Below are 22545 nucleotides of genomic sequence, written 5' to 3' on the forward strand. Positions count from 1 at the left end.
TCGTCGCAGGCGGTCAAGCAGCCCTTGTTAGCGGCGTCCAAAATGATGCTGCCACCACCGACGACCAGGATGTACTTGCCGGTAGACGACAACCCTCACACCCGACGGTGACCATATGACCCCTCTAAGTCACCACCAAAGCACGTGAAAGCCGCTGGTTGGGGTTCCCCAAGACGGGGGCGAGCCAGGGTGGTGGACGGGGTCAGATGGCGGACCGGCCTCCGTCGGCGGCGACGGTCGCGCCGGTCATGAAGCTGGCCCGGTCACTGGCCACGAAGGCGACCACCTCGGCGACCTCGGCCGGTCGGCGGTGCGGGCGATCGGCACCGTTTCGCCGAGGTCTGCGCCCAGCGCGGCGACCGCCTTCGACGAGTGCATGGCCCCGGGCGAAACGGCGTTGACGCGCACCTTCTATGCGGCGGGGGTGTCGTCGTCGAGGGTGACGCGACCGTCCCCAGCGTCAGCGGGTAGGACGGGTCGGCGTACTCACGGACCGGTGAGGGCAGTTCGCGACCGAGCGCCACCTTACCTGAGCCGAGCAACGGCTCAGAATGTTGGGCTGACTGCCGTTCCCTTGAAGAACGTGTAGTGGAACGTGCCGTCCTTCTCGGCGGCGCGACGTAGGTCGGCGATGCCACGGTCCCAGTCGGCGGGTGTCGTCAGGCCCGCTGCGACCGCCTCGTCACGGACTCCCGCGACCATCGCCGTGAACGTTCCGATGGTGAACTGCCGCGCCAATCCCGGACGGGAACGGTCGGCATACACCGTCCGTGGGTCCACCCGCACCTGGTCATACCCGGCGGCTGACAACAGCGGCTCCACTCGGCGTCCGACCAGCGCGTCCCCGCCTGTCGCCGCCTGCAACGTGATCTGATGCGCGATCACCGCGCGGGCGTGGGGGCTGTCCGGGTGGAAGAACGCCGAACCGTGATCGCCCTCGATGACCGTGATCGTCCCACCTGGACGCAGCACGCGGCGCAGCTCCACCAGCGCACCGAGTGGGTCCACGAGATGCTCCAACACGAAACACGCGAACACATGGTCGAACGCGCCGTCCGGGAACGGCAGGCCACGCAGGTCACCGTGTCGCCACTCCACCGACGCACCCGGACACTCCGACTCCACCCGCGCCCGCGCCCGACCCAACGACGCCCGCGACACGTCCAACGCCGTCAACCGCACACCGGGGGAGCGGGACACCAGATGCACCGTCTGCGCCCCCACCCCGCACCCCGCCTCCAACACCCGGCTCCCCGCCGCATACCGCGTCCCCTCGTGCAACAGCTCCACCAACGCGTTCGCCTGCTCGCCCAGCCGCCGCGTCTCGCGTCCTGAGTATCCATGCACATAGCCGCCGTCGGGCGGCGCCACCGTCGTCGACGAGTTCACCGTATCCATGAGGCCCAGCGTGGCCCCACAATGGCCTTGTGGACAGGTCCAATGCCAGCCAATCTGACCAGGCCATAACCAGGGGAGCGGACTTTCTGCAACTCGACCCCGCCGACGCGCCACCCGGCGGGCTGTCCGACTGGCTCGCCGCCCACCTCCGCACCGCCATCGCCGACGGACGGCTCCCCATCGGCAGCCGCCTCCCCGCCACCCGAACCCTCGCCACCGACCTCCACGTCTCACGCGGCGTCATCACCGAGGCCTACCAACGCCTCATCGACGACGGCCACCTCGCCGGACGCGGCCGCGCCGGCACCATCGTCGTCGCCGCGCCGCTCGCCACCCCGCCCACCGTCCACGCTGGGGCCCCTGCGGTGACCGCCTCATTCGCCGGGGCGCCCGGGGACGACGTCTTCGACACGCTCCGCGTCGCCCCCGCTCGCATTGACTTCACCCCGGGCCTCCCTGATCTGTCCGCCTTCCCGCGCGCCGCGTGGCAACGCGCCGAACGCACTGTTCTGCGCGACATCCCCGCCGCTGCCCTCGGCTACGGCGACCCCCGTGGCGCCCCCGCCCTCCGCGCCGCCGCAGCCCACTGGCTCGCCCGCAACCGCGGCATCCGTACCGACCCCGACGCCATCGTCATCGTCGCCGGGACCGCCCAGGCCCTCGCCCTCATCGCCCGCGTCCTCACCCACGACGGCATCCACACCATCGCCGTCGAAGACCCTGGCTCCCTCGGCGTCCGCCAACACCTTCAGCACTGGGGCATCACGACCCCGCCTGTCCCCGTCGACGACGACGGCATCCGCGTCGACGCCCTCCACACCACCAACGCGCCCGCCGCCCTCCTCACCCCCGCCCACCAGTTCCCGACCGGCGTCGTCCTCGCACCCCACCGCCGCCGCGACCTCATGCACTGGGCCGCCGACGGCAGGTTCCTCATCGAAGACGACTACGACGCCGAACACCGCTACGGCCGCCCCCCAGTCCCCGCACTCCGCGCCATGCTCACCGACCGCGTCTTCTACACCGGCAGCGTCTCCAAACTCCTCGCCCCGAGCCTCCGCACCGGCTGGCTCCTCCCACCACCCAGCTACCTCGACGCCATCATCAACGAAAAACGCTTCGCCGACCTCGGCAACGCCGCACTCCCACAACTCGTCCTCGCCGAACTCATGAACACCGGCGAAATGGAACGCACCCTGCGCCTCCTACGCCGCCGCCATCGGCGCCGCCGCGACACCATGATCACCGCCCTCGGCGCGCACCTGACCAACGCCGCCGTCCACGGCACCGCCGCCGGACTCCACCTCACCATCACCTTCACCGGACGATTCCGCGACACCGACCTCGCCGCCGCAGCCCTCCACCACGGCGTCAAAACCCACCCCCTGTCCTGGCACACCCAACGGCCACGCCCACCCGGCCTCGTCCTCGGCTACGCCGCCGCACCCACCTCCGACATCACCGACGGCATCGCCACCATCGCCCAAGCCCTCCACAGCCTCGTCTAACCTCCGTCGCCTGGGCCGTACGACCGCCTGCGCCCACCGCCAGCACCGGAACCAACCAGCGCAGCCCACGGCCCGCCATCCAACCACCGGCCGCATCACCCACTGTCACCACCAACACCAACAACGGCACCGCCACCACCGCCACACCCGTCGACCGCACCAGGAACGGCACGTACTCGTCCAGCGACAACATTCCCTCCACCACCATCACCAGCACCAACGACCCGTCAGTAGGGGAGCGGCAACCAACAACAACTTGCGCGAAAACACGTCCGCCCACACACCGGACGGCACCTCAAGCGCGACCGTCGTCACCGACCAGATCACGAACAGCGACGACACTGCGGCGACAGACAACCCGGCATCGGCGAACAACACCGCATATACCGGATACAGAAGAACGAAATCCTCGAAGAACGCGTAGGCATAGACCCTGCGCGCCAGCCCCGCCTCAGGTGAAGATCAATGTCGCCACGTCATGCACCGCACCCTAACCGCAGCACACCCATCGGGACCAGGGAATATGGGGGAGCGGCCCGCTCAGATCAACCAGCCAACGGAACGCGACCGAAGAGCGCCAACAACCGCGTTTGATCATCGGCCCCGTCCCGCACCACACGCTCCGGACCCACCACGCCCACCTCACGCCCACGCGGCACGAAGCCCCGCGCCGTCTCCAGCGCCTCCGGACCCAACGCCGCCGTCATCCGTGCCCGCACCGCCTGCCAACTCGCCAATGGATCCGGGCCCGCCACCTGACGCCAATCGGGATCGTCCTGGGGGAGTGGCGCCCCTACGGCCCGCAGCTCCACCACCAACAACCCCGCCGTCACATGCCCGGCCACGTCCACCGCGCACCATCCCTCACACGGCGACGGCGACAACCACCGATCCGGAGGCGTCGCGGCGAGCACCGCCTCGAACCCGTCCAACGCACGAACAAAACGCTCAGGAATCACGACACACCACCCGGCAAACGAGATCGGCTACTGGTGACGTCGATGATCGCCGGACTCGCCTCAGATGGCACCTCATTTGAAGTTACTTAACATAATGTACATTATCGACCAACAATCAGAGGGCCCGGAAGCAGGCAAACTCCGACGAACCACAAGGCTGCGCGGCGACGCGGCGCGCAGCGTCAGCGATCGCGTCCCGCCTCGTCCAGCGTGATCCAGTAACGGTCCTCACCGCGAATCCGACCGTCGTGGACGCCGCCGTTCGCGATGATCACTCGGCGTGACGGTTCATTACCCGCCGCGCACGTCAGCAGAACGCGCCGCAGACCTAGCCGACGGCACTCCACCAGGCCCGCCGCCAGCATCCGCGTCGCGTGTCCCCGCCGCCGCCACGGCGTCACCACGTGATAACCGACATGACCACCGACTTCGGTCAACTCCGGGGTTAGCCGGTGCCGAAGGATCAACGTGCCCAGATAGTTCTCCCCCGACACGTACCAGAACGTCGTACACGGCACACCCCACCGGCGCCGCACCCCGCGCCGCTGCGCGATGAACGCGCCGAAATCACGGTGCGCCTCCTCCAGCCGTCCCGCGTCGAGACCGTCCGCCAGCTGGTCAGCCTGCTCCCCGGCCAGGAACGACGCGCGCACCGACGTCGTCGGGGCGACCAGTCGCGGCGGCGGAACAAGTTCATCCATGCACCCATTATCGGGTGAAACCGAAATGGCGGTGCGGGAGTCTCACCCCATTCCATGATCCGCTCAACGGAAAGGTGATCGTGAGCGAACACCTCGACCAGGTCTTCGGTCGGCTCGTGAACCGCAGCTGGCAGCGTTTCAACGAAGAGCTCCACACCAGCCAGATGGACGACCTGCTCGTCGGCGCCGTCATCACCGCGGCGGTCGCGCAGGGCAACACCCTCATCGACCTGAACTCCGACAGCAACCACCACTACCTGCGGTTCCAGCACCGGGAGCGCAAGTACCGGCTGATGTTCCAGCTGACGCACCTGGCGGGCACCGTCACCGCGGCCAAGACGCTGGGGCAGCACGCGGCCGTGACGATGGCCTACGGCGAGCATGTCCAGGACGCGCGGACGGTGTGGCAGGCGCTGAAGTCGGAGGTGAAGAGCGGTTTTCTGGACGTCGGTGAGCCCGGTGTGTTCACCGTCGACGCCGACCTCGCCACCGGGTACGTGTACGTCCAGGTCCCCTTGCTGTTGGACCTGGAGCGACCGCAAGACCGGTGACGGGGTGTTGCAGCAGGCGGTGCTGGGCAGCAAGGCGACGCTGATGTTCGTGGCCGAGGTCAAGAACCACATCGCCGACCCCGACGACCTGGTCGCGATGTTCCGCACCGACATGGCGAACATGCTGCGCAGCCCGTGGTTCGGTGACATCAGGCTCGACCATCAGCTCAACTCGATCACCGCGACGAAGAAGCAGCTGATCGACATCGACGACTACGCGGACGCCGACGGCCCGGACCGTGACCGCCTCCGTCAGCTGCTCCAGGGCTCGATGCGGGAGTTGCGCGAGAAGCTGGCGCCGTACAAGAAGTGACTCCGTCCCCGCCGCCCCTCCCCTGCGCACTGGTCCCCGTTTCAATAGGAGAAACCGGACAGAAGCCAAATTCTGTATGGTGTACGGAATTTAGCTTCCCGGGGCGGGGATGCGGCCGGATGACACCTCATCGACTGGTCGCATGGGTCTTACGGCATCGCCTCTCCCCCGGTCGGTGGTCGTGTCCTGGCGGGGTGGGTTGGGCGGGTGGGTTCTGTCAGGGGTGGCGGGTAGCGTCGGGGGGTGCGTCCTCCCGAGGTTCAGCGTTTGAGCGTTGCCGAGTCTGCCGATCGTTACGCGGAGATGGTGCGTGCGAAGACGTCGACGGGTGCGCTGACGCCGCGGACTGCTGAGGTGTATGTGCGGGACGTGTTGACGTTCGCGGACCTGGCGGGTGGCGACCGGGTGTTGGACGATCTGGCGGGCCGCGACGTTGACGAGGTGCTGTTGGCGTTCGCGCGTAAGCCGGATGCGCGGCGGCGTCCGGGGTCGGTGTCCGGGGCGGGGCGGCCGATGGTGGGTCCGGTGCAGAGTGCGGCGTCGCAGGCGCGGTTTCGGCGGTCGGTGTCGGCGTTCTTCAAGTACGCGGCGGTGGTGGGGTGGGTGCAGTTGGATCCGATGCGGGCGGTGACGGTGCGTCCGGTGCAGCGGGGTGGGCTGCGGGCGGAGCGGCGGGCGTTGACGGTGGAGCAGGCGGAGGGGTTGTTGGGCGCGGCGCGGGGTTTGGCGGCGGGTCCGGTGCCGCGGGGGCGTGTGGATCAGCGGACGGAGTTGCGGGACGGTTTGATCGTGTTGTTGCTGGCGGCGGTGGGCCCGCGGGTGTCGGAGTTGACGGCGGCGAACGCGGAGGACTTCTTCGTCAACGGTGGGACGCGGTACTGGCGCATTTTCGGTAAGGGCGGGCGGACGCGGGACGTCCCGTTGCCGGGCCCGGTGGCGGAAGTGCTGGACGCCTACTTGGCGGAGGGGCGCGCCCGGCTGGATCGAGGTGTGGAGGCGAAGGCGCTGCTGTTGTCGTGGCGGGGACGGCGGTTGGCGCGGGGTGATGTGCAGGGGGTGATCGACCGGGTGTTGGCGCGGGTGGAGCCGGGACGGCGGCGGAGTGTGACGCCGCACGGGTTGCGGCACACGACGGCGACGCATCTGCTCGCGGCGGCGACGGACATGGACGCGGTGCGCCGGGTCCTCGGGCACGCCGACCTGTCGACGCTGGGTCGTTACCGGGATGAGCTGCCGGGTGAGTTGGAGGCGGCGATGCGCGTCCATCCGCTGCTGGGCGGGTTGGAGGGCCGCCGGGGCGGCTGAGTCAGACCCAGCCGAGGTCGGAGGGCTGGGGGAAGCCGTGGTGCCAGATGCCGTAGCCGATGAGCATGACGATGGCGGGCGCGAACGCGGGGATGAGGACGCGGCCGAGGGTGCGGCGGGTGTGCAGGCCGTAGGCGGTGAACGCGGTGGCGACGGCGAGCCCCATGATGGGGGTTCCGCCTTCGAGTGAGTTGCTGGTCCAGGTGAAGGCGACGCCGAGGGCCGGGATGAGAGCGAGACGCAGCGGCGGGGCGGGCAGGTGCGCGAGTGCGGCGACCAGGGCGGCGGCGACGAGAGCGGTCCCGGCATACCAGAAGTAGTGGCCGACGACTTCGTCCCACAGGTGGGCGACGTGGCCGGGAGCGTCGTTGCCGACCGAGTTGGCGGCGAGGTGGATCCCGTGGCCTTCGACGTAGGTAATGGCGCCGATGAGGTAGAGGGCCCAGGTGCGGCGCCCCGCTCCCCCGGCGTGGAGCGCGGCGGCGGTGGTGAGCAGGACGGCGTAGGGCGTGAGGATGTCGACCCAGTCGGCCCACCGGGTGCGGTCGACGGTGCCGAGCCCGGCGAGGCCGAACCCGACGTGGTGGGTGAGGACGTAGAGGACGACGCACGCGGTGAGCCAAGGCAGCGGGCGCCCCTGAACCGGCTGGGGCGTCCCGTCGATCGCGGGTGCTGGGGCCTGCGCGGGTGGGTCGTGCGGTGTTAGCGGAGGGGTGGAGGTCATCTGGGCTCCCGTTCAGCGGCGGGTGTCCATCATGACGCGGTCACCGGCTGGCCGCAGATGGGTGGCGGGTGATTTCGAGGTTGGCGGTGGTGCCGGTGAGGAGGTGCCGTCCATGTCGAAGATGTGCAGGTGTCCCAGGGTGTGCAGTGTGCTGGACGCTGGTGCCGGGACGCGGACGGTTCCGTGGTGGGGCAGGGCCTGGAGGCCGTCCGCTCCCCCGGCGTGGCGCGGGCCTCGGTGGTGGGGCCCCTGCCGGAAGTCGGGGGTGAAAGGTGGACTTTCGACGGATCCGCTGGGGGGTGGTCTTTCTCTAACGTCGTGTCCATGGACGAGTTGATGGGTTTGCTGGACACGGCGGTGACGTCGCCCTGGTTCTACCTGGCGTTGTTCGCGGTGGCGGCGTTGGACGGGTTCTTCCCGGTGGTGCCGAGCGAGAGCATGGTGATCACGGGGGGTGTGTACGCGGCGTCGGGGCAGCCGAAGCTGGTGCTGGTGGTGGTGTTGGCCGCGCTCGGGGCGTTCATCGGTGATCACGTGTCGTATTTCATCGGGCGGGGCTCGGGTGGCCGGGTGCTGCGGAGGTTGCGTCCGGGGACGCGGCGTCACACGGCGTTCGAGTGGGCGCGGCGTCAGATGCTGGCGCGCGGTGGGCTGATCTTGGTGGTGGCGCGGTATGTGCCGGGTGGGCGGACGGCGGTGACGTTGACGATGGGCGCGGTGGGGTTCCGGCTGCGGTCGTTCTCGTTGTTCACCGGGGTGGCCGCGGTGTCGTGGGGGTTGTACGGGGGGTTGCTGGGTTATGTGGGTGGGGTGGCGTTCGAGGACGATCCGTTGAAGGGCGTGGCGGTCGGGATCGGGTTGGCGTTGGCGGTGACGGCGGCGGTGGAGGGCATGCGGTTCGTCCGGCATCGCCGCAATGGTCGTGCGGTGGCGGCCGAGGGCGAGGAGGACGCCGATCGGGTGGGTTCGATGTCGCGGCGGTGATTGCCCGGGTTCCGCGATGGTGACGTTCTGGTGCCTCTAGGGTGAACGGGAGCGGTCCACACGATGTCTGGGAGATGTCGGGCGGGGGGCGCTTCGGTCGTCGTGGGAAGCAAGGGAGAGCATGGGAGCGCCGGAGATCAGCGTCGATCTGTACCGGGACATCACCGAGTTCGCGGACGGGACGCCGTCGTGGGTGCATTCGGTGGCGGACGTCGGTACGAACGCGGGGTTGCTGTTGTTCGCCGTGTTGTTCGTGGCGGGCTGGTGGCGGGCGCGGGGCCGGGACGCGCGGGCGATGGGGTTGGCGTTGGCGGCGCCGTTCGCGGTGGTGGCGGCGTATCTGGTGAGTGAGGTGTCGAAGGACGCGATCAAGGAGGAGCGGCCGTGCCGGGCGGTGTCGGGGGCGGTGCACATCGCGGCGTGTCCGTCGCCGGGTGACTGGTCGTTCCCGAGTAATCACGCGACGATCGCGGCGGCGTCGGCGGCGGTGATCGTGGTGGCGTGGCGGGCGTTGGCGGGGCTGGTGTTGCCGTTGGCGGCGCTGATGGCGTTCTCGCGGGTGTTCGTCGGCGTCCACTATCCGCATGACGTGGCGGCGGGGTTCCTGGTCGGGGTGGTGGTCGCTCCCCTGGCGGTGATGCTGCTCGCGGTGGTACTACGGCCACTTGTGGTGGCGGTGCGGGGCGCGGCGGTGGGCGCGGCCCTGCTGGGTGCGGGCCCGGCGACCGGCGGTATCCCAATGACGAACCTCGGCGCGGGGACGGGCCCGCCTGACCCCGAGCGGCGGGTGGCGGCGCGGGCGGGGGCGGGTCAGGGGGCGGAGGTGACGGCGGCGGAGGTGACGATGCCGGATGTCATGGGCGGTGTGGCCGGACGGCGCGGTCCGCTCCCCTAGCGTGTCGGTGAGGCCGGGCCGTGGGTGTCGTCGATGCCGTCGACGAGTCCGGCCTCGTAGGCGATGACGGCGGCTTGGACGCGGTTGCGGACGTCCAGGCGGGTGAGGATGGTGCTGACGTAGGCCTTGACGGTGCCCTCGACGACGTGGAGACGCGTGGCGATCTCGGCGTTGGACAGCCCGGCGCCGAGCAGGGCGAGGACGTCGCGTTCGCGGGGCGTGAGGCCGGAGGTGCGGCGGCGGGCGCGGGTGCCGCCGGTGAGACGGCCGCCGCCGAGTTCGGTGATGACCCGGTGGGCGACCTTGGGCGACAGGTAGGCGGCCCCGTCGGCGACGGCGCGGACACCGGCGATGAGCTCGTGGGGGTCCCCGGACTTGAGGAGGAAGCCGCTGGCGCCGCCGGACAGGGCGCGGGCGATGTAGTCGTCCTCCCCGAACGTGGTGAGCATGAGGACGGCGGTGTCCGGGGCGACACGGCGCAGTTCCGCGGCGGCGGCCAGGCCGTCCAGGCGCGGCATGCGGATGTCGAGGAGGGTGACCTGGGGGCGGTGCCGGAGGGTGAGGTCGATGGCCTGGTGGCCGTCGGCGGCCTCGGCGACCACGTCGATGCCGGGGTCGGCGGTCAGGATCGCGCGGACGCCCGCGCGGATCATGGCCTCGTCGTCGGCGAGCAGGACCCGGATCACTGGGCGTTCCTCCGCTGGTCGGTGTCGTTGGGGTGGTCGGAGCTGAGCCGGTTGGTGTCGTAGGAGTCTTTGTGGGTGAGGCGGCCGTCGGTGAAGCAGAGCCGGTAGTAGCGGTTGACGCCGATGAGGCTGGCGTCGGGCCGGTAGTAGCGGCAGTCGGCGTGCGGGGGTTCGGTGACGGAGGTGCGGACGACGTCGGCGCCCATGGCCTCCATGCGCGGCAGGGCGTCCTCGACGGTCGTCTGGGGGGCGCCGACGCGCAGGGCGGCGTAGTCGCCGGGTGGCAGGACGGAGTTGAGGGTGGCGAAGATGTAGTAACCCGCCATGATGGCGCCGAGAACCGCCATGAGCCCGGTCGGGACGGCGATGGCGGTGATGAGCCCGCGGCGGACCTGGCGGCGTTTGTGGTCGAGTCGGCGCGCCGACTCGGACGGCCAGTGTCCCGGGGCGGGGGTGGTGAGGCCGAGGGCGGTCCGCAGCGCGGTCCGGGCGGTGGGCGCGGGCGTGGCGGTGGGCAGGTCGGCGGTGACGGTGAAGCCGCCATCGGAGGTCGGCCCCGCGCGCAGGGTCCCGCCGAGGAGCCGGACCCGTTCGGTGAGGCCGGTGAGCCCGTGCCCGCCGGACGTGGCCGGGGCGGGTTCCCTGGACGGCGGTTCGTTGGTGACCGTCACGGTGATCATGCCGGGCTGGTCGGGGGCGGGTTCCCGGTGGGCGAGGTGGACGGTGATGGCGGCTCCCGGGGCGTGTTTGGCGGCGTTGGTGACGGCTTCCTGGACGATCCGGTGCGCGGCCAACGCGACCATCGGCGCCAGACCGTCCGGCAACCCGGACGCACTCGGCAACCCGGACGCATTGGACAGGCCGGACGCACTCGACGGGCCGGGCTCGCCGGACCCGTCGCAGGGCGCGGAATCGTCGGTGAGGCGGACGGGAACGCCCGAGGCCCGGGCGCGTTCGACGAGTTCGGGAATGCTCTCGCGGGCGGGCCGCACCGGCGACACCCCGTCCGGGGACGTCCCGTCGAGGTCCAGCGCGTGGAGGGTCGGGCCGTCCGGGGCGGGCCCGGTGTCCTCGTGGAGAACGCCGATGATCTCCCGGAGCTGCTCGGTGGCCTCGGCGGCGCCCGCGCGGAGCTGCGCGGCGGCGGCGCGGTGCGGGTCGTCGAGACCGGCCGCGACCTGGAGGGCCCCGGCGCGGACGGCGATGAGGGCGAGTTCGTGGCCGAGGGAGTCGTGCATGTCCTGGGCGATGCGGGCGCGTTCGCGGAGCCGTTCACGTTCGGCGGTGATCCGCTGCTCGTGTTCGAGGTGCTCGGCACGCTCCCACCCGGCGCGCAGCAGTTCCTGGTACTGGCGCCAGTACCGGCCGACGAGCCAGGGCAGGACCCCGAGCAGGACCAGCCACACGGTGGACGGGAACCAGGTCGTGACGTCCATCCCCCGGACGATGGCCAGGCCGGCGCCCCCGAGGGACACGGCCGCGAACCCCCACAACAGCGGCTGCGCACGGTTGGTGCGCCGTCCCGTCAGGTAGGCCAGGACGGGCATCGCGAAGGTGAAGTTGCCGTGGACGCTGATCAGGACGATCGCCGTGAGCAGCGCGGCGGTGGGCCACGTCCGTGACACCGCGATCGCGGCGCCCAGGACGACGAGACCACCCAACGGCAACCACCAGGACAGGTGCCCGGGGTCGGCCGGTGAGATCGTTCCGCTCGCGACGGGAAACGCCAGGACCACGTACAGGACGAGGTCTTTGATCAGCGCGGACCGGGAGGGTCGGCGGACGGCGCGGCGCAGCGCGCCGGGCATACCGGTGCGCGGGGAGGTGGTCGCCGGGACGTTCACCCGTTCTACGCTACAAGCCGGTGAACTGCGGTGTTACTGCCGAAAGTCAGGGGTGTGGGCCGGTTCGCTGAACTACGGTGGGGCGCGTGACCACGCCCCCGCGCCGCCGCCCCCGCCTGCCGGGTGCGTTGCGGGCGCCGAGGTGGTGGCCGCGCGGTTGGGTCGCGGACGTGGTGTTCGCGGTGGCGATGTTGGCGGGCACGCTGGTCATGAGCGCCGTGGCCGAGAAGCCCGAGGACCGCGCGTTGTGGCCGGGCGGGTTCGCGGTGATCGTGGTGGCGACGGCGGCGCTGGCGGTACGGCGCCGGTATCCGGTGCTGGTGCTGGTGGTGGCGACGGTGGCGCCGCCGCTGTACTACCCGCTGGGGTATCCGGACGGCCCGCTCGGGCTGGTGTTGTGGGTGGCGTTGTTCACGGCGGCGGTGGAGTGCCGGTTGGCGGTGTCGCTGGGCGCCGTGATCGTCGTGAACGCGGGGTTCCTGACGGTGTCGCTGGCGCGCGGCGGCGGCGACGGCGGTGACCCGCAGGCGGTCGTGGACGCGCGGGGCGTGGTGGCGCTGTCGCTGGTGCTGCTGCTGACGATCGGGCTCGGGCAGTACGTGCGGAGCCGCCGTGACCGGGCCGAGGCCGCCGAGCGGCGCGCGGCGGAGGCCGAACGGAGCCGCGAGGAGGAGGCGCGGCGCCGCGCGATCGCCGAACGCCTGCGGATCGCCCGGGAGCTGCACGACGTCCTGGCCCACCAGATCTCGCTGATCAACGTGCAGGCCGGGGCGGCGTTGCACCGCCGCGACGACCCGGACCGCGCGTACGCGGCACTGGAGGCGATCAAGGCGGCCAGCAAGGACACCCTGCGGGAGCTGCGCGGCGTGCTGGGCGTCCTGCGCCACGTCGACGCCGACACCGGCGGCCCGGACGGGACGGGAGTGGCGGCGCCACAACCGTCCCTGGCACGGGTGGACGATCTTCTGGCGCAGACCGCGGCGTCCGGGCTGAGCGTGCGCCGCGCCGGTGAGGCCGCGGACACGGCGGAGCTTGCGGAACTGCCCGCGCCGGTCGGACTGGCCGGATACCGGATCGTGCAGGAAGCGTTGACCAACGTCGTCCGGCACGCGGCCGCCACGGTCGTGACCGTCGAGGTCCGCCGAGTACCGGACGCGGTGATCGTGCAGGTCGACGACGACGGACACGGCCCCACCGACACGGACGGAACGGACGGGAACGGGCTGCGGGGCATGCGCGAACGGGCCGCGTCCGTCGGCGGGGAACTCGCCACGGGGCCGGGCCCGGAGGGCGGATTCCGGGTGTGGGCACGACTCCCCCTGGACGCCCCCGACGAATACAGCGCGCACGAATACAGCCCGCACGAACACGATCCGCACGAACACGGTGGCGAACGGGACGGGGAACCGGTGGCGATGGAGGGGGACGTGTGATCCGGGTGATGCTGGCCGACGACCAGACGCTGGTCCGGGCGGGGTTCCGGTCGATCCTGGAGGGCGAGGACGACATCGAGATCGTCGCCGAGGCCGGGGACGGGGAACAGGCCGTGCGGGAGGCGTCCCGGACACTGCCCGACGTGGTGCTGATGGACGTGCGCATGCCGGTCCTGGACGGGTTGGCGGCCACCCGCCAGATCATGTCCGACCCGCGGCTGACCGCCGTCCGGGTGGTGATCCTGACGACGTTCGACCTGGACGACTACGTGTACGGGGCGATCAAGGCGGGCGCCAGCGGGTTCCTGGTGAAGGACACCGAGCCGTCCGAGCTGATCCACGGGGTGCGGGTGGTGGCGCGGGGCGACGCGCTGCTGGCGCCGACGGTGACGCGTAGGCTGATCGCCGAGTTCGCGTCCCGGATCACCGCCCCACCGCCCCCCACCGGCCGGCTGGACGTGCTGACGGGCCGGGAACGGGAGGTGCTGGAGCTGGTCGCGGCGGGCCTGTCGAACGAGGAGATCGCGGGGCGGCTGGTGCTGTCCCCCGCGACCGCCAAGACGCATGTGAGCCGGATCCTGGCCAAGGTCGGGGTGCGGGACCGGGCGCAGCTGGTGGTGCTGGCCTACGAGACGGGCATGATCCGTCCAGGATGGCTCGCCTGACCGCCCGCGCCCGCCGATCGTGGCGCGGCTGCAACGCGGCCGGTCGTGCCGGTGTTGAACGGATGTGACGGTTACGGACGAGACTGCGCCCCCCGCCCCGCCCGGCCCGGACGGTGGTCGGGAGGGTGACGCGGCGGCCGCGCGGGTCGTCGCGGCGCTGTCGCGGGACCTGGACGCCGGGTTCGAGGCCCTGTACGAGGCGTACCGGGGCGCGGTGTTCTCCACGGCGCTGCGGTTGTGCGGGCGGTGGGCCGAGGCGGAGGACCTGTCGGCCGAGGCGTTCCTGCGCGCCTACCGGGCGTTGTGCGGGTACGGGCCGGAGCGGGTCGCGGAGCTGCGTCCCCGGGCGTGGCTGTTGACGATCCTGGCGAACGTGTGGCGCAACACCCTGCGGTCGGCGGCGCGCCGCCCGCAGCCGGGCCCGTTGGACGACGCCCCGGACCCGCCGGACCCGGGCGAGGACGTCGAGGACACCGCCGCCCGCCACGAGACGGGCCGTGAACTGGCCGGGCTGCTCGCCGAACTCCCCGACGCCCAACGCGCGGCGGTGGTCCTGCGCCACGTCACCGACCTGCCCGTCGCGGAGATCTCCGTGGTCTTGGGCATACCGGAGGGCACCGTCAAATCGCACATCTCCCGGGGCCTGTCCCGCCTGCGCACCCTCCGCGCCGCCCGCGGCGCAGACCACGGCGCAGACCACGGCGCAGACCACGGCACGGACGGCCGCACCGACCAGAATGCCGAGGGCGGCGCGTCCGTGCGGGCCGAGTCCGGCCCGCACCACCTCGAAGGGGGTACCAGATGACTCGCACCGATCCCACCCACGGGGCACCCGACCCCCTGACCCACGACCTCACCAATGACCTCACCAATGATCTGACCGGAGAGCTGGCCGGGCTGGTCGCCGACGCTCCCCCGACCCTGTTGGACCGTGTCGCCGCCCGCCGCGTCCACGTCGCTGGCCCGCTGGACGGCGTGCGGGTCGCGTTCACCGACCACGGTGTCGCCTACCTGCGCGCCGGGATGGACGACGCGGAGTTCACGGCGGCGTTCCGTGCCCGGTTCGCGCGGCCGCTGCTGCCCGCCGCGCGTCCACCCGCCGGGCTGGTTCCGGCGCTGCGGACCGGGCGGCTGGGTGCGCTGCCGCTGGACCTGCGGGGCCTGTCGGAGTTCGAGGCGGCCGTGTTGCGGGCGGCGGCGCGGATCCCACGCGGCCAGACCCGCCCGTACGCGTGGGTGGCGCGGGAGGCGGGTCGGCCGAAGGCGGTCCGGGCGGTGGGGTCGGCGCTGGGCCGCAACCCGGTCCCGCTGCTGATCCCCTGCCACCGCGTGACCCGTTCGGACGGGACGCTCGGCGACTACGTGTTCGGCGGCCCGGCCAAGGAGCGGCTGCTGCGCGGCGAGGACGTCGACGTGGACGAGGCGGTGGACCTGGCGCGGCGCGGCGTCCGGCTGGTCGGCAGCGACACCACCGGCATCGTGTGCTACCCGACGTGCGGTGACGCCCGGCGGATCACGGCGGCGCACCGGCGCGGGTTCGGGACCCTGGCCGCCGCGCGCGCCGCCGGATACCGGCCGTGCCTGCACTGCCGCCCCGACGGCACCCAACCCGCCTGACCCGCCTGACCCCGAGAAGGCCCCCACGCCCCCTCCCCCGGCCCGCTTCCCGGCCGGGGGCGCATAGATCGGCGGGAGGCGGGAATGGGGCGATCCCGTCCACCTCGCGCGGGGGGCGGCCCCGCGGGACGGCCGACGAGGGGGGATCGGCATGCGCGTCGTCGTCACCGGCGCCACCGGCAACATCGGCACCAACACGGTCCGCGCGCTCGCCGCGGACCCGGCCGTCACGGCCATCACGGGCCTGGCGCGCCGCGCGCCGGACCCGAACACCAGCCTGGACGACCACGGAAAGGTCGAGTGGGCCGAGGCCGACGTCACCGACACCGACCTGGTGCCGCTGCTGCGCGGCGCCGACGTCGTGGTGCACCTGGCGTGGCTGTTCCAGCCCACGCACCGTCCGGCGGTGACCTGGGACACCAACGCCGTCGGCAGCGCCCGCGTGTTCGACGCCGCCGCCCGCGCCGGGGTCGGGGCGCTGGTGTACGCGTCGTCGATCGGCGCGTACTCGCCCGGCCCCAAGGACCGGGCGGTCGACGAGACGTGGCCGACGCACGGCTGGCCCGGCGCCGCCTACAGCCGCGAGAAGGCCTACGTGGAGCGGCTCCTGGACGCGTTCGAGGCCGCGCACCCGGGGTGCCGCGTCGTGCGGATCCGGCCGGGGTTCATCTTCGAGCGGCGGTCGGCGGCGCAGCAACGCCGCCTGTTCGCCGGTCCCCTCCTACCGGGCCGTCTCGCGCGCCCGGGGCTCATCCCCGCCGTCCCGGATCTGGCGGGGCTGCGGCTCCAGGCGCTGCATTCGGCGGACGCGGGCGAAGCGTTCCGGCTCGCGACCGTCGGTGAGGCGCGCGGCGCGTTCAACATCGCCGCCGACCCCGTCCTGGACGCCGCCGAACTCGCCGACCTCCTGGACGCCCGCACCGTGCGGGTCCCGGTCGGCGGGGTGCGGGCGGCGCTGGCGGCGGCGTGGGCGCTGCACCTGGTGCCCGCCTCCCCCGGCCTGCTCGACCTGGCGTTGCGGGTCCCGCTGATGGACGTGTCGCGGGCCCGTGAGGTGCTCGGGTGGACGCCGCGGCACACTGCCCGGGACGCGATCGCCGAGTTCCTGGAGGGGCTGCGGACCGGCGCGGGCCGCGGCACGCCGCCGCTGTCGCCGCGCGCCGGTGGCCGGGGCCGCGCCCGGGAGTTCGCCACCGGTGTCGGCCGCCGACCCTGACCGCAGCGACCGGCCGGGCGCCACCGCCGACCGGGTGAGGACGACATCTGGAGGTCACCGCATGCCGACGATCACTGCCGAGCACCTGCACGCCCTGCTGGCCTCCGCGCACCGCGACGCGGCGCTGGTGGTGGTCGCGGGACGGGCCGCCGTCGTCCCCGACGATCCCGGCCGCGGCGACGACCCCGAGGACGCCCTGGTCGTCACGACCCGCAGCGCGGTGATCGCCGAGTTCGACACCGGCGCGAACGAGGAACAACTCGAAACCCTCGCGCAGCGCCTGGACGTCGCCCTGGAAAGCCTCGGCAGCTAGCCCAGCACCCGCCCAGGCGCCCAGAGCCCGGGGGTCGGGTTCGGCGGGGGCGGGTGGCCCGGGGTCAGGGGGTGACGGGGACCTCGATGTAGCCGGGGGCGCCGCGGCGCAGGGTCGCGCGGCCTGCGGTGACCTGCGCGGCCCAAGCCTCGAACTCCTCCAGCTCCGCGGCCGGGACGGCGACGTCGGTCTCCACGTCCCGCCCGTAGTGGACCTCGCCGGGCCGGACACCGCGGGCGTGCAGGTCGCCGAGGAACCGTCCCGTCAACGCGTGCTCCACGGTGACCGTGACCGTCACCACCGGGCACAGTTCGACCACGCCGACGGCGTCGACGGTGGTGGCGACGGCGTGCCCGTAGGCGCGGGCCAGGCCGCCCGCGCCGAGTTTCACGCCGCCGAAGTAGCGGGTGACGACCGCGACGGTGCCGGTCAGGCCGCGGCGCAGCAGCACCTCCAGCATCGGGACGCCCGCCGTCCCGGCGGGTTCGCCGTCGTCGCTGCTGCGGGTGATCTCGCCGTGCTCGCCGACGACGTAGGCGGTGCAGTTGTGGGTGGCGTCGCGGTGGGCGCGGCGGTGCCCGGCCAGGAACTCGGCGGCCTCGTCGGGTCCGGCGGCGCGGGTGAGGGTGCACACGAACCGGGACCGGCGGACCTCCAGCTCGCGGGTGCCCGCCTGACGGATCGTGCGCACGCGGTTCCCCGGGCCGGTCAGACCAGGTCGACGAGGTCGGCGACGGACGCGACGACGCTGTGCGGGCGGAACGGGAACCGGGCGATCTGGTCCTTGCGGGTCACGCCCGTCAGCACCAGGAACGTCCGCAGCCCGGCCTCGACGCCCGCGACGATGTCGGTGTCCATCCGGTCGCCGACCATCGCGGTGCGTTCGCTGTGCCCGCCGACGACGTTCAGCGCGGTCCGCATCATCAGCGGGTTGGGTTTCCCGACGAAGTAGGGTTCCACGCCCGTCGCGCGGGTGATCAGCGCGGCGACCGCGCCGCAGGCGGGCAGTGAGCCCTCCGGGGACGGGCCGACCGGGTCGGGGTTGGTGGCGACGAACCGGGCGCCGCCCTCGATCAGCCGGATCGCGCGGGTGATCTGGGAGAAGCTGTAGGTGCGGGTCTCGCCGAGGACGACGTAGTCGGGGTCGATGTCGGTGAGGACGAAGTCCGCCTCGTGCAGCGCCGTGGTCAGGCCCGCCTCCCCGATCACGTACGCCGACCCTTCGGGGCGCTGGTCGGCGAGGAACCGGGCGGTGGCAAGCGCGGACGTCCAGATCGACTCGGCGGGGACGCGCAGGCCCGCCGTCGCGAGCCGCGCCGACAGGTCCCGGCGGGTGTAGATCGAGTTGTTGGTGAGGACGAGGAACGGTTTGCCCGAGGCCGACAGGCGGCCGATGAACTCCGCGGCGCCGGGGACGGGTCGTCCCTCGTGCACCAGCACCCCGTCCATGTCCGACAGCCAGTAGTCGATGGGCCCGCGCTCGGTCATGCCCTCATTGTCGCAGGATCACCGGAGGCGGAAGACCGTCCCCCGCCCGCCCCGCGCGAAGGCCGCCTGCCCGAACGCGTGGATGGGCTGCTGGACGCCGCGGCCGGACGTGCGAGCGGGGCGCCCCCGGGGGACGGGCCCGGGACGCCCCGCCGCTCACGCCGACACGCCGGTCCGCGACGCCGAAGGTCAGACGTTGACGCCGAAGTCGGACGCGATACCGGCCAGGCCGGAGGCGTACCCCTGGCCCACGGCGCGGAACTTCCACTCCTCGCCGTTGCGGTACAGCTCGCCGAACACCATCGCGGTCTCGGTCGAGGCGTCCTCCGACAGGTCGTAACGGGCGAGTTCGCTGTTGTCGGCCTGGTTCACCACGCGGATGAAGGCGTTGCGGACCTGACCGAAGTTCTGCTGGCGGCCGTCGGCGTCGTAGATGGACACCGGGAAAACGATCTTGGTGATCTCGGCGGGGACGGTGCTCAACCCCACCTTGATCTGCTCGTCGTCGCCCTCGCCCTCACCGGTGAGGTTGTCGCCGGTGTGCTCGACGGATCCGTCGGGGCTCTTGAGGTTGTTGAAGAACACGAAGTGCTGGTCCGACAGGACCTTGTTCTCCGCCGAGCACAGCAGCGCGCTGGCGTCCAGGTCGAAGTCGGTGCCGGTCGTGGTCCGCACGTCCCAACCCAGTCCGACCACGACGGCGGTCAGTCCTGGAGCCTCCTTGGTCAGCGAGACGTTGCCGCCCTTGCTCAGACTGACTCCCACTGTGTCTACCTCCCGTATCGGCCTTTGCGGGCCGGTTGTCACCCGCTCGTGTTCATCTGTCTTACGAGAACGGTAGCCATCTCACACTGGTTCCCCCGCATCCTTGGCAAATTCGCGGCGTGGCGTGCGGTTTTCCCCGTCCTACCCCTCCCCCCGAGCCTCACCCGGGGGCCCACGCCAAGGCTTGCCGGGTCAGATGTCGGCGAGGAACGCGGTCGGGGCGGTGATCGGCGCGGGCAGGTCGAACGCGGCGGCCAGGTCGGCGGCGTGGGGCGCCAGGTCGTCGCAGACGCGGCGCCGCGCGGCCCCCAGCCCGTCCAGGCCCCCGGGCGGCAGGACGCCCTCGTTGAGCAGGTCGGCGGCGCGGCGGCCGAGCAGGTTGAGGGCGTGCAGGCCCAGGACGGGGCGCAGCGCGGCGGGCCCGGTGTCGGCGGCGGCGCGCAGGATCTCCAGGACGATCCGGTCGGCGCAGGCCGTGGCGGTCCGCGCGGCCAGGGCGAGGTTGTCGTTCCAGGCGGTGAACGGGTCGTCGCCGGACCGGCGGGCGGCCTCGACCCGCGCGGCGAGCCGGTCGCGCATCCGCCGTTCCGTGGCCGCGGCCAGGCCCAGACACCCGTCCAGAGACGCCAGATCCCCGCCCCCGGGCGCGGCGCCGGGGTCGGGTGGGGTGTAGCGGTCCAGGTCGGCCATGGCGCGGGCGGTGTCGTAGAGGATCAGTTCGTTGTCGCCGCCCGCGGTGGCGTAGGCGTGGGTGAGGCCACGGTAGGCGTTGAGGCGTTCGGTGGCGGCGAAGCCGGGCGCGCCGCAGTGCGTGCGGCACGCCGTCACGGTGCGGTCCGCCTGGACGGTCGCGGCGGTCTTCAGCAGCGCCAGGTCGCGGTCGACGGCCGACCACGGCGCCCACGCGGTGTCGGGCCCGGCACCGGCCGGGGCGGCGGCGGGCGCGGAGGCGACGTGGTGGGCGACGGCGGTGAGCGCGTAACCGGCGGCCACCGCGCCCAGGACGGCCTCGCGCTGGTTGCGGTAGTCGGTCAGCGGCCGCCGGGGCGCGAGCCGTCCGAGGGTGCCGCGGCCCGCCGAGTGCGCCAGCAGGATCCCGGCCGACGCCCGGGCGATCGCGGCCGACGCGCAGATGACGCCCCGCCACACCGGCGGGGCGATGCCCATCGAGCGGGTGAGCCGCGCGGCCGCCGTCCCGGCCGGGTCGCGGAAGGCGCCGTCGGCGGTGATGGACGCGCCGTCGCGCAGCCACGCCTCGTAGGGGACGGTCAGGTCGTCCAGCCGGACGGCGGCGTAGTCGACGGGCAGGCCGCTGGTCTCGGGGGCCGCCAGAATCCTTACGCCGGGCGCGGGTGTGCCGCCGGGGCCGCGCAGCGGCGCGACGAACACGAACACGCCGCGTTCGGCGCCGTCGTGGACGAGGGTGGCGTAGACGGCGGCGGTCTTGGGGAGGTCGGGGTGGGCGGTGCTGGTGGGGAACTTGGCGGCGGGCCCGTCGGGGGTGCTGAGCACGAACCCGCCGGACGCGGGGTCGTGGCGGGCGACGGTGCGGGGCGACAGGTGGCTGTTGCTGCGGCCGACCTCGGTCATCAGCAGCGTCCCGAACGAGTCCATGCCGGTCAGGGCGTCGCGGGCGGCGCGGGGGCCGTCCTGCGCGGCGCCGAACCGCAGGATGGGGCCGAGCGCCAGGGTGTAGTGCAGCAGCATCACGTGGAACAGGGCGGGGTCGGCGACGGCGGCGCGTGCCAGCAGCGCGCACAGCGCCGGGGGGTCGTCCAGCAGCCGGTCGGCGGGCGGCGCGGCACGGCCAGCGGCGCGCAGCCGCTGGTAGGTGAGGGCCTGCCGTTCCCGGACGGTGAGCCCGTCGGGGTAGGTGAAGTACTCGTCGGGGACGGCGGCGTCCAGACGCGCCCGGACCTCGGCGTCCAGGAACGCCCCGCGCACGAACCGGACGAGCCCCCGATCGGCGGCGGCGGCGGGATTGACGGCGGTGTCCACGGCTCTCCATTCCTCGGAACGTTCCCCCGAACGGTTCCGTGCGGCTGTCAGGTCAGGGGCGGGTGCGCAGCGGGGTCAGGGTCCGCGCGCCGGGGACGGTCAGCCGCGCGCACCGGCACAGCGCCTCACCGGCGCCCGCCTCGGCGAACACGGTCGCGCCCGCCTCGTGGACGGCGCGCAGCGCGGCGGGCAGCCGCACCGGTCTGACGATGCAGTCGGCCAGGGCGCGGTGCAGGTCGTCGCCGTCCCGGTAGGCGCGGCCCCGCACCGGCGAGTGCACCGGCGTCTCCAGGGGCCGTTGCGGGAACCGGCGGATGAGGGCGTACCACTCGTCGTCGGCACCGGCCATGGCCGGATGGTGCGACAGGTAGGGGACGGCGAGCCGCACCGCCCGCACTCCCCTGCCGCGCGCGACCTCCAGCACCCGTTCCAGGGGCCCCTGCGGCCCGGACACGACCGTCGCCGACGGCGCGTTCAGGCACGCCACCACGACCTGCGGGGCGGCGGCGGCGCGGATGCACGCCTGCGCGCCGTCCTCACCGGACTCCAGCAGGCCCATCCCGCCGCCCCGGCCGCGCCGCCCCAGGACGTCGACGAGGCTGACGGCCATGCGGGCGCCGTCGGCGATGGTGAACGCGCCCGCGGCGACGAGCGCGGCGATCTCCCCGAAGCTCTGCCCGACCGCGTAGGCGGGGTGGACGCCGCTGGCGCGCAGGGCCCGGTCGACGGCGAGGGACGCGGCGTATCCGGCGAGCTGCGCGACGCCGGGGACGCGGGCGGCGGCGGCGCGGTAGGAGGCGGGGTCGTCGAGCAGGACGGCGCGCAGCGACGGCCACCGGGTGCGGGGCAGCCCTTCCTGGACGGCGTCCAGCACGTCGGCGACGGCCCGCGCGACCCCGTCCCCGGCGCCGTGCCCACTGCCGTGCCAATCGCCGTGTCCGTTGCCGTGCCCATGCCCGCCTCCGGAGAAGCGCCCGTTGCGGGTCAGCGCGGGCAGGTCGGGGACGGCGGTCGCGCCGGTCCCGGCGAAAAGGAAGGCGCAGGAGTCACCGGAATGGAGCAGTCCGGAATTGATGATGATGGTCCGCAAGTCGGTCGCAGGGGTGTCGGTATGGGGGGTTTCGGCCGGACGCGGAGCAGAGAACACCCGGGGTCTCCTTACCTGGAAGGAAGACTCACATT

25 protein-coding genes are annotated in these 22545 nt (G+C 72.7%); 12 read left to right on the forward strand and 13 right to left on the reverse strand.

All coding sequences use genetic code 11. The features are described 5' to 3' along the window. Positions 1–202 precede the first annotated feature (202 nt). Positions 203–415, reverse strand: a complete 213-nt coding sequence (locus tag ABD808_RS06015) for an SDR family oxidoreductase (protein ID WP_344892847.1) — start codon at positions 413–415, stop codon at positions 203–205. 131 nt (positions 416–546) lie between these two features. Beyond that, positions 547–1398, reverse strand: a complete 852-nt coding sequence (locus ABD808_RS06020; RefSeq protein ID WP_344891067.1) for a methyltransferase domain-containing protein — start codon at positions 1396–1398, stop codon at positions 547–549. A 29-nt stretch (positions 1399–1427) separates the two neighbouring features. Here ABD808_RS06020 and pdxR point away from each other — a divergent pair, with 29 nt between their 5' ends. Next, positions 1428–2906, forward strand: coding sequence for a MocR-like pyridoxine biosynthesis transcription factor PdxR (pdxR, locus tag ABD808_RS06025; RefSeq protein WP_344891070.1), 1479 nt, complete (start codon positions 1428–1430; stop codon positions 2904–2906). Positions 2907–3113: 207 nt separating this feature from the next. Here the strand turns inward: pdxR and ABD808_RS06030 are convergent, their stop codons facing one another. From ABD808_RS06030 to ABD808_RS06040, 3 genes are all read right to left on the reverse strand, one after another. Further along, positions 3114–3284, reverse strand: coding sequence for a hypothetical protein (locus ABD808_RS06030; RefSeq protein ID WP_344891073.1), 171 nt, complete (start codon positions 3282–3284; stop codon positions 3114–3116). Between the two features lie 167 nt (positions 3285–3451). Further along, complete coding sequence (locus ABD808_RS06035) at positions 3452–3865, reverse strand: DinB family protein (RefSeq protein WP_344891075.1); 414 nt, start codon at positions 3863–3865, stop codon at positions 3452–3454. Positions 3866–4047: 182 nt separating this feature from the next. Continuing rightward, positions 4048–4566 (reverse strand): GNAT family N-acetyltransferase, encoded by a 519-nt coding sequence (locus ABD808_RS06040; RefSeq protein ID WP_344891078.1) that lies wholly within the window; start codon positions 4564–4566, stop codon positions 4048–4050. An 80-nt stretch (positions 4567–4646) separates the two neighbouring features. Between ABD808_RS06040 and ABD808_RS06045 the strand changes: the two genes are divergently transcribed. The 3 genes from ABD808_RS06045 (at position 4647) to ABD808_RS06055 (ending at position 6735) form a co-directional block, all read left to right on the forward strand. Next, entirely contained in the window at positions 4647–5117 is a 471-nt protein-coding gene (locus ABD808_RS06045) for a hypothetical protein (RefSeq protein ID WP_344891081.1), read from the forward strand. 4 nt (positions 5118–5121) lie between these two features. After that, the gene (locus ABD808_RS06050) at positions 5122–5430 is read left to right on the forward strand and encodes a hypothetical protein (RefSeq protein WP_344891083.1); all 309 of its coding nucleotides are present in this window, start codon (positions 5122–5124) and stop codon (positions 5428–5430) included. A gap of 369 nt (positions 5431–5799) precedes the next feature. Next, the gene (locus tag ABD808_RS06055) at positions 5800–6735 is read left to right on the forward strand and encodes a tyrosine-type recombinase/integrase (RefSeq protein WP_344891086.1); all 936 of its coding nucleotides are present in this window, start codon (positions 5800–5802) and stop codon (positions 6733–6735) included. 1 nt (position 6736) lies between these two features. Here the strand turns inward: ABD808_RS06055 and ABD808_RS06060 are convergent, their stop codons facing one another. Further along, positions 6737–7459: a hypothetical protein gene (locus ABD808_RS06060; RefSeq protein ID WP_344891088.1), complete on the reverse strand. Its 723-nt coding sequence runs from the start codon at positions 7457–7459 to the stop codon at positions 6737–6739. A gap of 324 nt (positions 7460–7783) precedes the next feature. On the opposite strand from ABD808_RS06060, the gene ABD808_RS06065 reads away from it, so the two are divergent. Together ABD808_RS06065 and ABD808_RS06070 are read left to right on the forward strand one after the other, a co-directional pair. Next, a complete protein-coding gene (locus tag ABD808_RS06065) occupies positions 7784–8443 on the forward strand; it encodes a DedA family protein (RefSeq protein WP_344891091.1) in 660 nt (219 codons plus the stop codon). A gap of 121 nt (positions 8444–8564) precedes the next feature. After that, entirely contained in the window at positions 8565–9338 is a 774-nt protein-coding gene (locus ABD808_RS06070) for a phosphatase PAP2 family protein (RefSeq protein WP_344891094.1), read from the forward strand. On the opposite strand, the gene ABD808_RS06075 is transcribed toward ABD808_RS06070, so the two are convergent. Both ABD808_RS06075 and ABD808_RS06080 read right to left on the reverse strand, forming a co-directional pair. Beyond that, positions 9335–10024: a response regulator gene (locus tag ABD808_RS06075; RefSeq protein ID WP_344891097.1), complete on the reverse strand. Its 690-nt coding sequence runs from the start codon at positions 10022–10024 to the stop codon at positions 9335–9337. The genes ABD808_RS06070 and ABD808_RS06075 overlap by 4 nt on opposite strands. Further along, positions 10021–11868: a sensor histidine kinase gene (locus ABD808_RS06080; RefSeq protein WP_344891100.1), complete on the reverse strand. Its 1848-nt coding sequence runs from the start codon at positions 11866–11868 to the stop codon at positions 10021–10023. Before ABD808_RS06080 ends, ABD808_RS06075 begins: the two co-directional genes overlap by 4 nt. 86 nt (positions 11869–11954) lie before the next feature. Here ABD808_RS06080 and ABD808_RS06085 point away from each other — a divergent pair, with 86 nt between their 5' ends. From ABD808_RS06085 to ABD808_RS06110, 6 genes are all read left to right on the forward strand, one after another. After that, a complete protein-coding gene (locus tag ABD808_RS06085; protein ID WP_344891102.1) occupies positions 11955–13301 on the forward strand; it encodes a sensor histidine kinase in 1347 nt (448 codons plus the stop codon). Beyond that, positions 13298–13966: a response regulator gene (locus tag ABD808_RS06090; protein ID WP_344891105.1), complete on the forward strand. Its 669-nt coding sequence runs from the start codon at positions 13298–13300 to the stop codon at positions 13964–13966. Before ABD808_RS06085 ends, ABD808_RS06090 begins: the two co-directional genes overlap by 4 nt. A 64-nt stretch (positions 13967–14030) precedes the next feature. Next, a complete protein-coding gene (locus tag ABD808_RS06095; protein ID WP_344891108.1) occupies positions 14031–14771 on the forward strand; it encodes an RNA polymerase sigma factor in 741 nt (246 codons plus the stop codon). Further along, positions 14768–15583 carry a methylated-DNA--[protein]-cysteine S-methyltransferase gene (locus ABD808_RS06100; protein ID WP_344891111.1) on the forward strand — a complete coding sequence of 272 codons (816 nt, stop codon included), beginning with the start codon at positions 14768–14770 and terminating at the stop codon, positions 15581–15583. The genes ABD808_RS06095 and ABD808_RS06100 overlap by 4 nt, the downstream gene beginning before the upstream one ends. 151 nt (positions 15584–15734) lie before the next feature. Further along, a complete protein-coding gene (locus tag ABD808_RS06105) occupies positions 15735–16799 on the forward strand; it encodes an NAD-dependent epimerase/dehydratase family protein (protein WP_344891114.1) in 1065 nt (354 codons plus the stop codon). A 61-nt stretch (positions 16800–16860) separates the two neighbouring features. After that, positions 16861–17112 (forward strand): hypothetical protein, encoded by a 252-nt coding sequence (locus ABD808_RS06110; RefSeq protein WP_344891117.1) that lies wholly within the window; start codon positions 16861–16863, stop codon positions 17110–17112. Positions 17113–17176: 64 nt separating this feature from the next. Here ABD808_RS06110 and ABD808_RS06115 read toward each other — a convergent pair whose 3' ends face one another. From ABD808_RS06115 to ABD808_RS06135, 5 genes are all read right to left on the reverse strand, one after another. Further along, positions 17177–17803: an IMPACT family protein gene (locus ABD808_RS06115; RefSeq protein WP_344891120.1), complete on the reverse strand. Its 627-nt coding sequence runs from the start codon at positions 17801–17803 to the stop codon at positions 17177–17179. Positions 17804–17820: 17 nt separating this feature from the next. Next, positions 17821–18600, reverse strand: coding sequence for an HAD-IIA family hydrolase (locus ABD808_RS06120; RefSeq protein ID WP_344891123.1), 780 nt, complete (start codon positions 18598–18600; stop codon positions 17821–17823). 189 nt (positions 18601–18789) lie between these two features. Further along, positions 18790–19365: a TerD family protein gene (locus ABD808_RS06125; RefSeq protein WP_344891126.1), complete on the reverse strand. Its 576-nt coding sequence runs from the start codon at positions 19363–19365 to the stop codon at positions 18790–18792. Between the two features lie 192 nt (positions 19366–19557). After that, entirely contained in the window at positions 19558–21363 is a 1806-nt protein-coding gene (locus ABD808_RS06130; protein WP_344891128.1) for an acyl-CoA dehydrogenase family protein, read from the reverse strand. Between the two features lie 52 nt (positions 21364–21415). Then, on the reverse strand, positions 21416–22510 hold the full coding sequence (locus tag ABD808_RS06135) for an ACP S-malonyltransferase (protein ID WP_344891131.1): 1095 nt from the start codon (positions 22508–22510) through the stop codon (positions 21416–21418). Positions 22511–22545 lie beyond the last annotated feature (35 nt).

It is taken from the genome of Actinomadura meridiana, from assembly GCF_039537545.1.
Lineage (GTDB): Bacteria > Actinomycetota > Actinomycetes > Streptosporangiales > Streptosporangiaceae > Spirillospora > Spirillospora meridiana.

What these genes read in the sequence shown, in the direction of transcription:
- ABD808_RS06020 (WP_344891067.1), bottom strand. Translation starts at nt 1,398, where the DNA reads ATGGATACGGTGAACTCGTCGACGACGGTGGCGCCGCCCGACGGCGGC.
- ABD808_RS06040 (WP_344891078.1), bottom strand. Translation starts at nt 4,566, where the DNA reads ATGGATGAACTTGTTCCGCCGCCGCGACTGGTCGCCCCGACGACGTCG.
- ABD808_RS06060 (WP_344891088.1), bottom strand. Translation starts at nt 7,459, where the DNA reads ATGACCTCCACCCCTCCGCTAACACCGCACGACCCACCCGCGCAGGCC.
- ABD808_RS06065 (WP_344891091.1), top strand. Translation starts at nt 7,784, where the DNA reads ATGGACGAGTTGATGGGTTTGCTGGACACGGCGGTGACGTCGCCCTGG.
- ABD808_RS06070 (WP_344891094.1), top strand. Translation starts at nt 8,565, where the DNA reads ATGGGAGCGCCGGAGATCAGCGTCGATCTGTACCGGGACATCACCGAG.
- ABD808_RS06100 (WP_344891111.1), top strand. Translation starts at nt 14,768, where the DNA reads ATGACTCGCACCGATCCCACCCACGGGGCACCCGACCCCCTGACCCAC.
- ABD808_RS06105 (WP_344891114.1), top strand. Translation starts at nt 15,735, where the DNA reads ATGCGCGTCGTCGTCACCGGCGCCACCGGCAACATCGGCACCAACACG.
- ABD808_RS06110 (WP_344891117.1), top strand. Translation starts at nt 16,861, where the DNA reads ATGCCGACGATCACTGCCGAGCACCTGCACGCCCTGCTGGCCTCCGCG.
- ABD808_RS06120 (WP_344891123.1), bottom strand. Translation starts at nt 18,600, where the DNA reads ATGACCGAGCGCGGGCCCATCGACTACTGGCTGTCGGACATGGACGGG.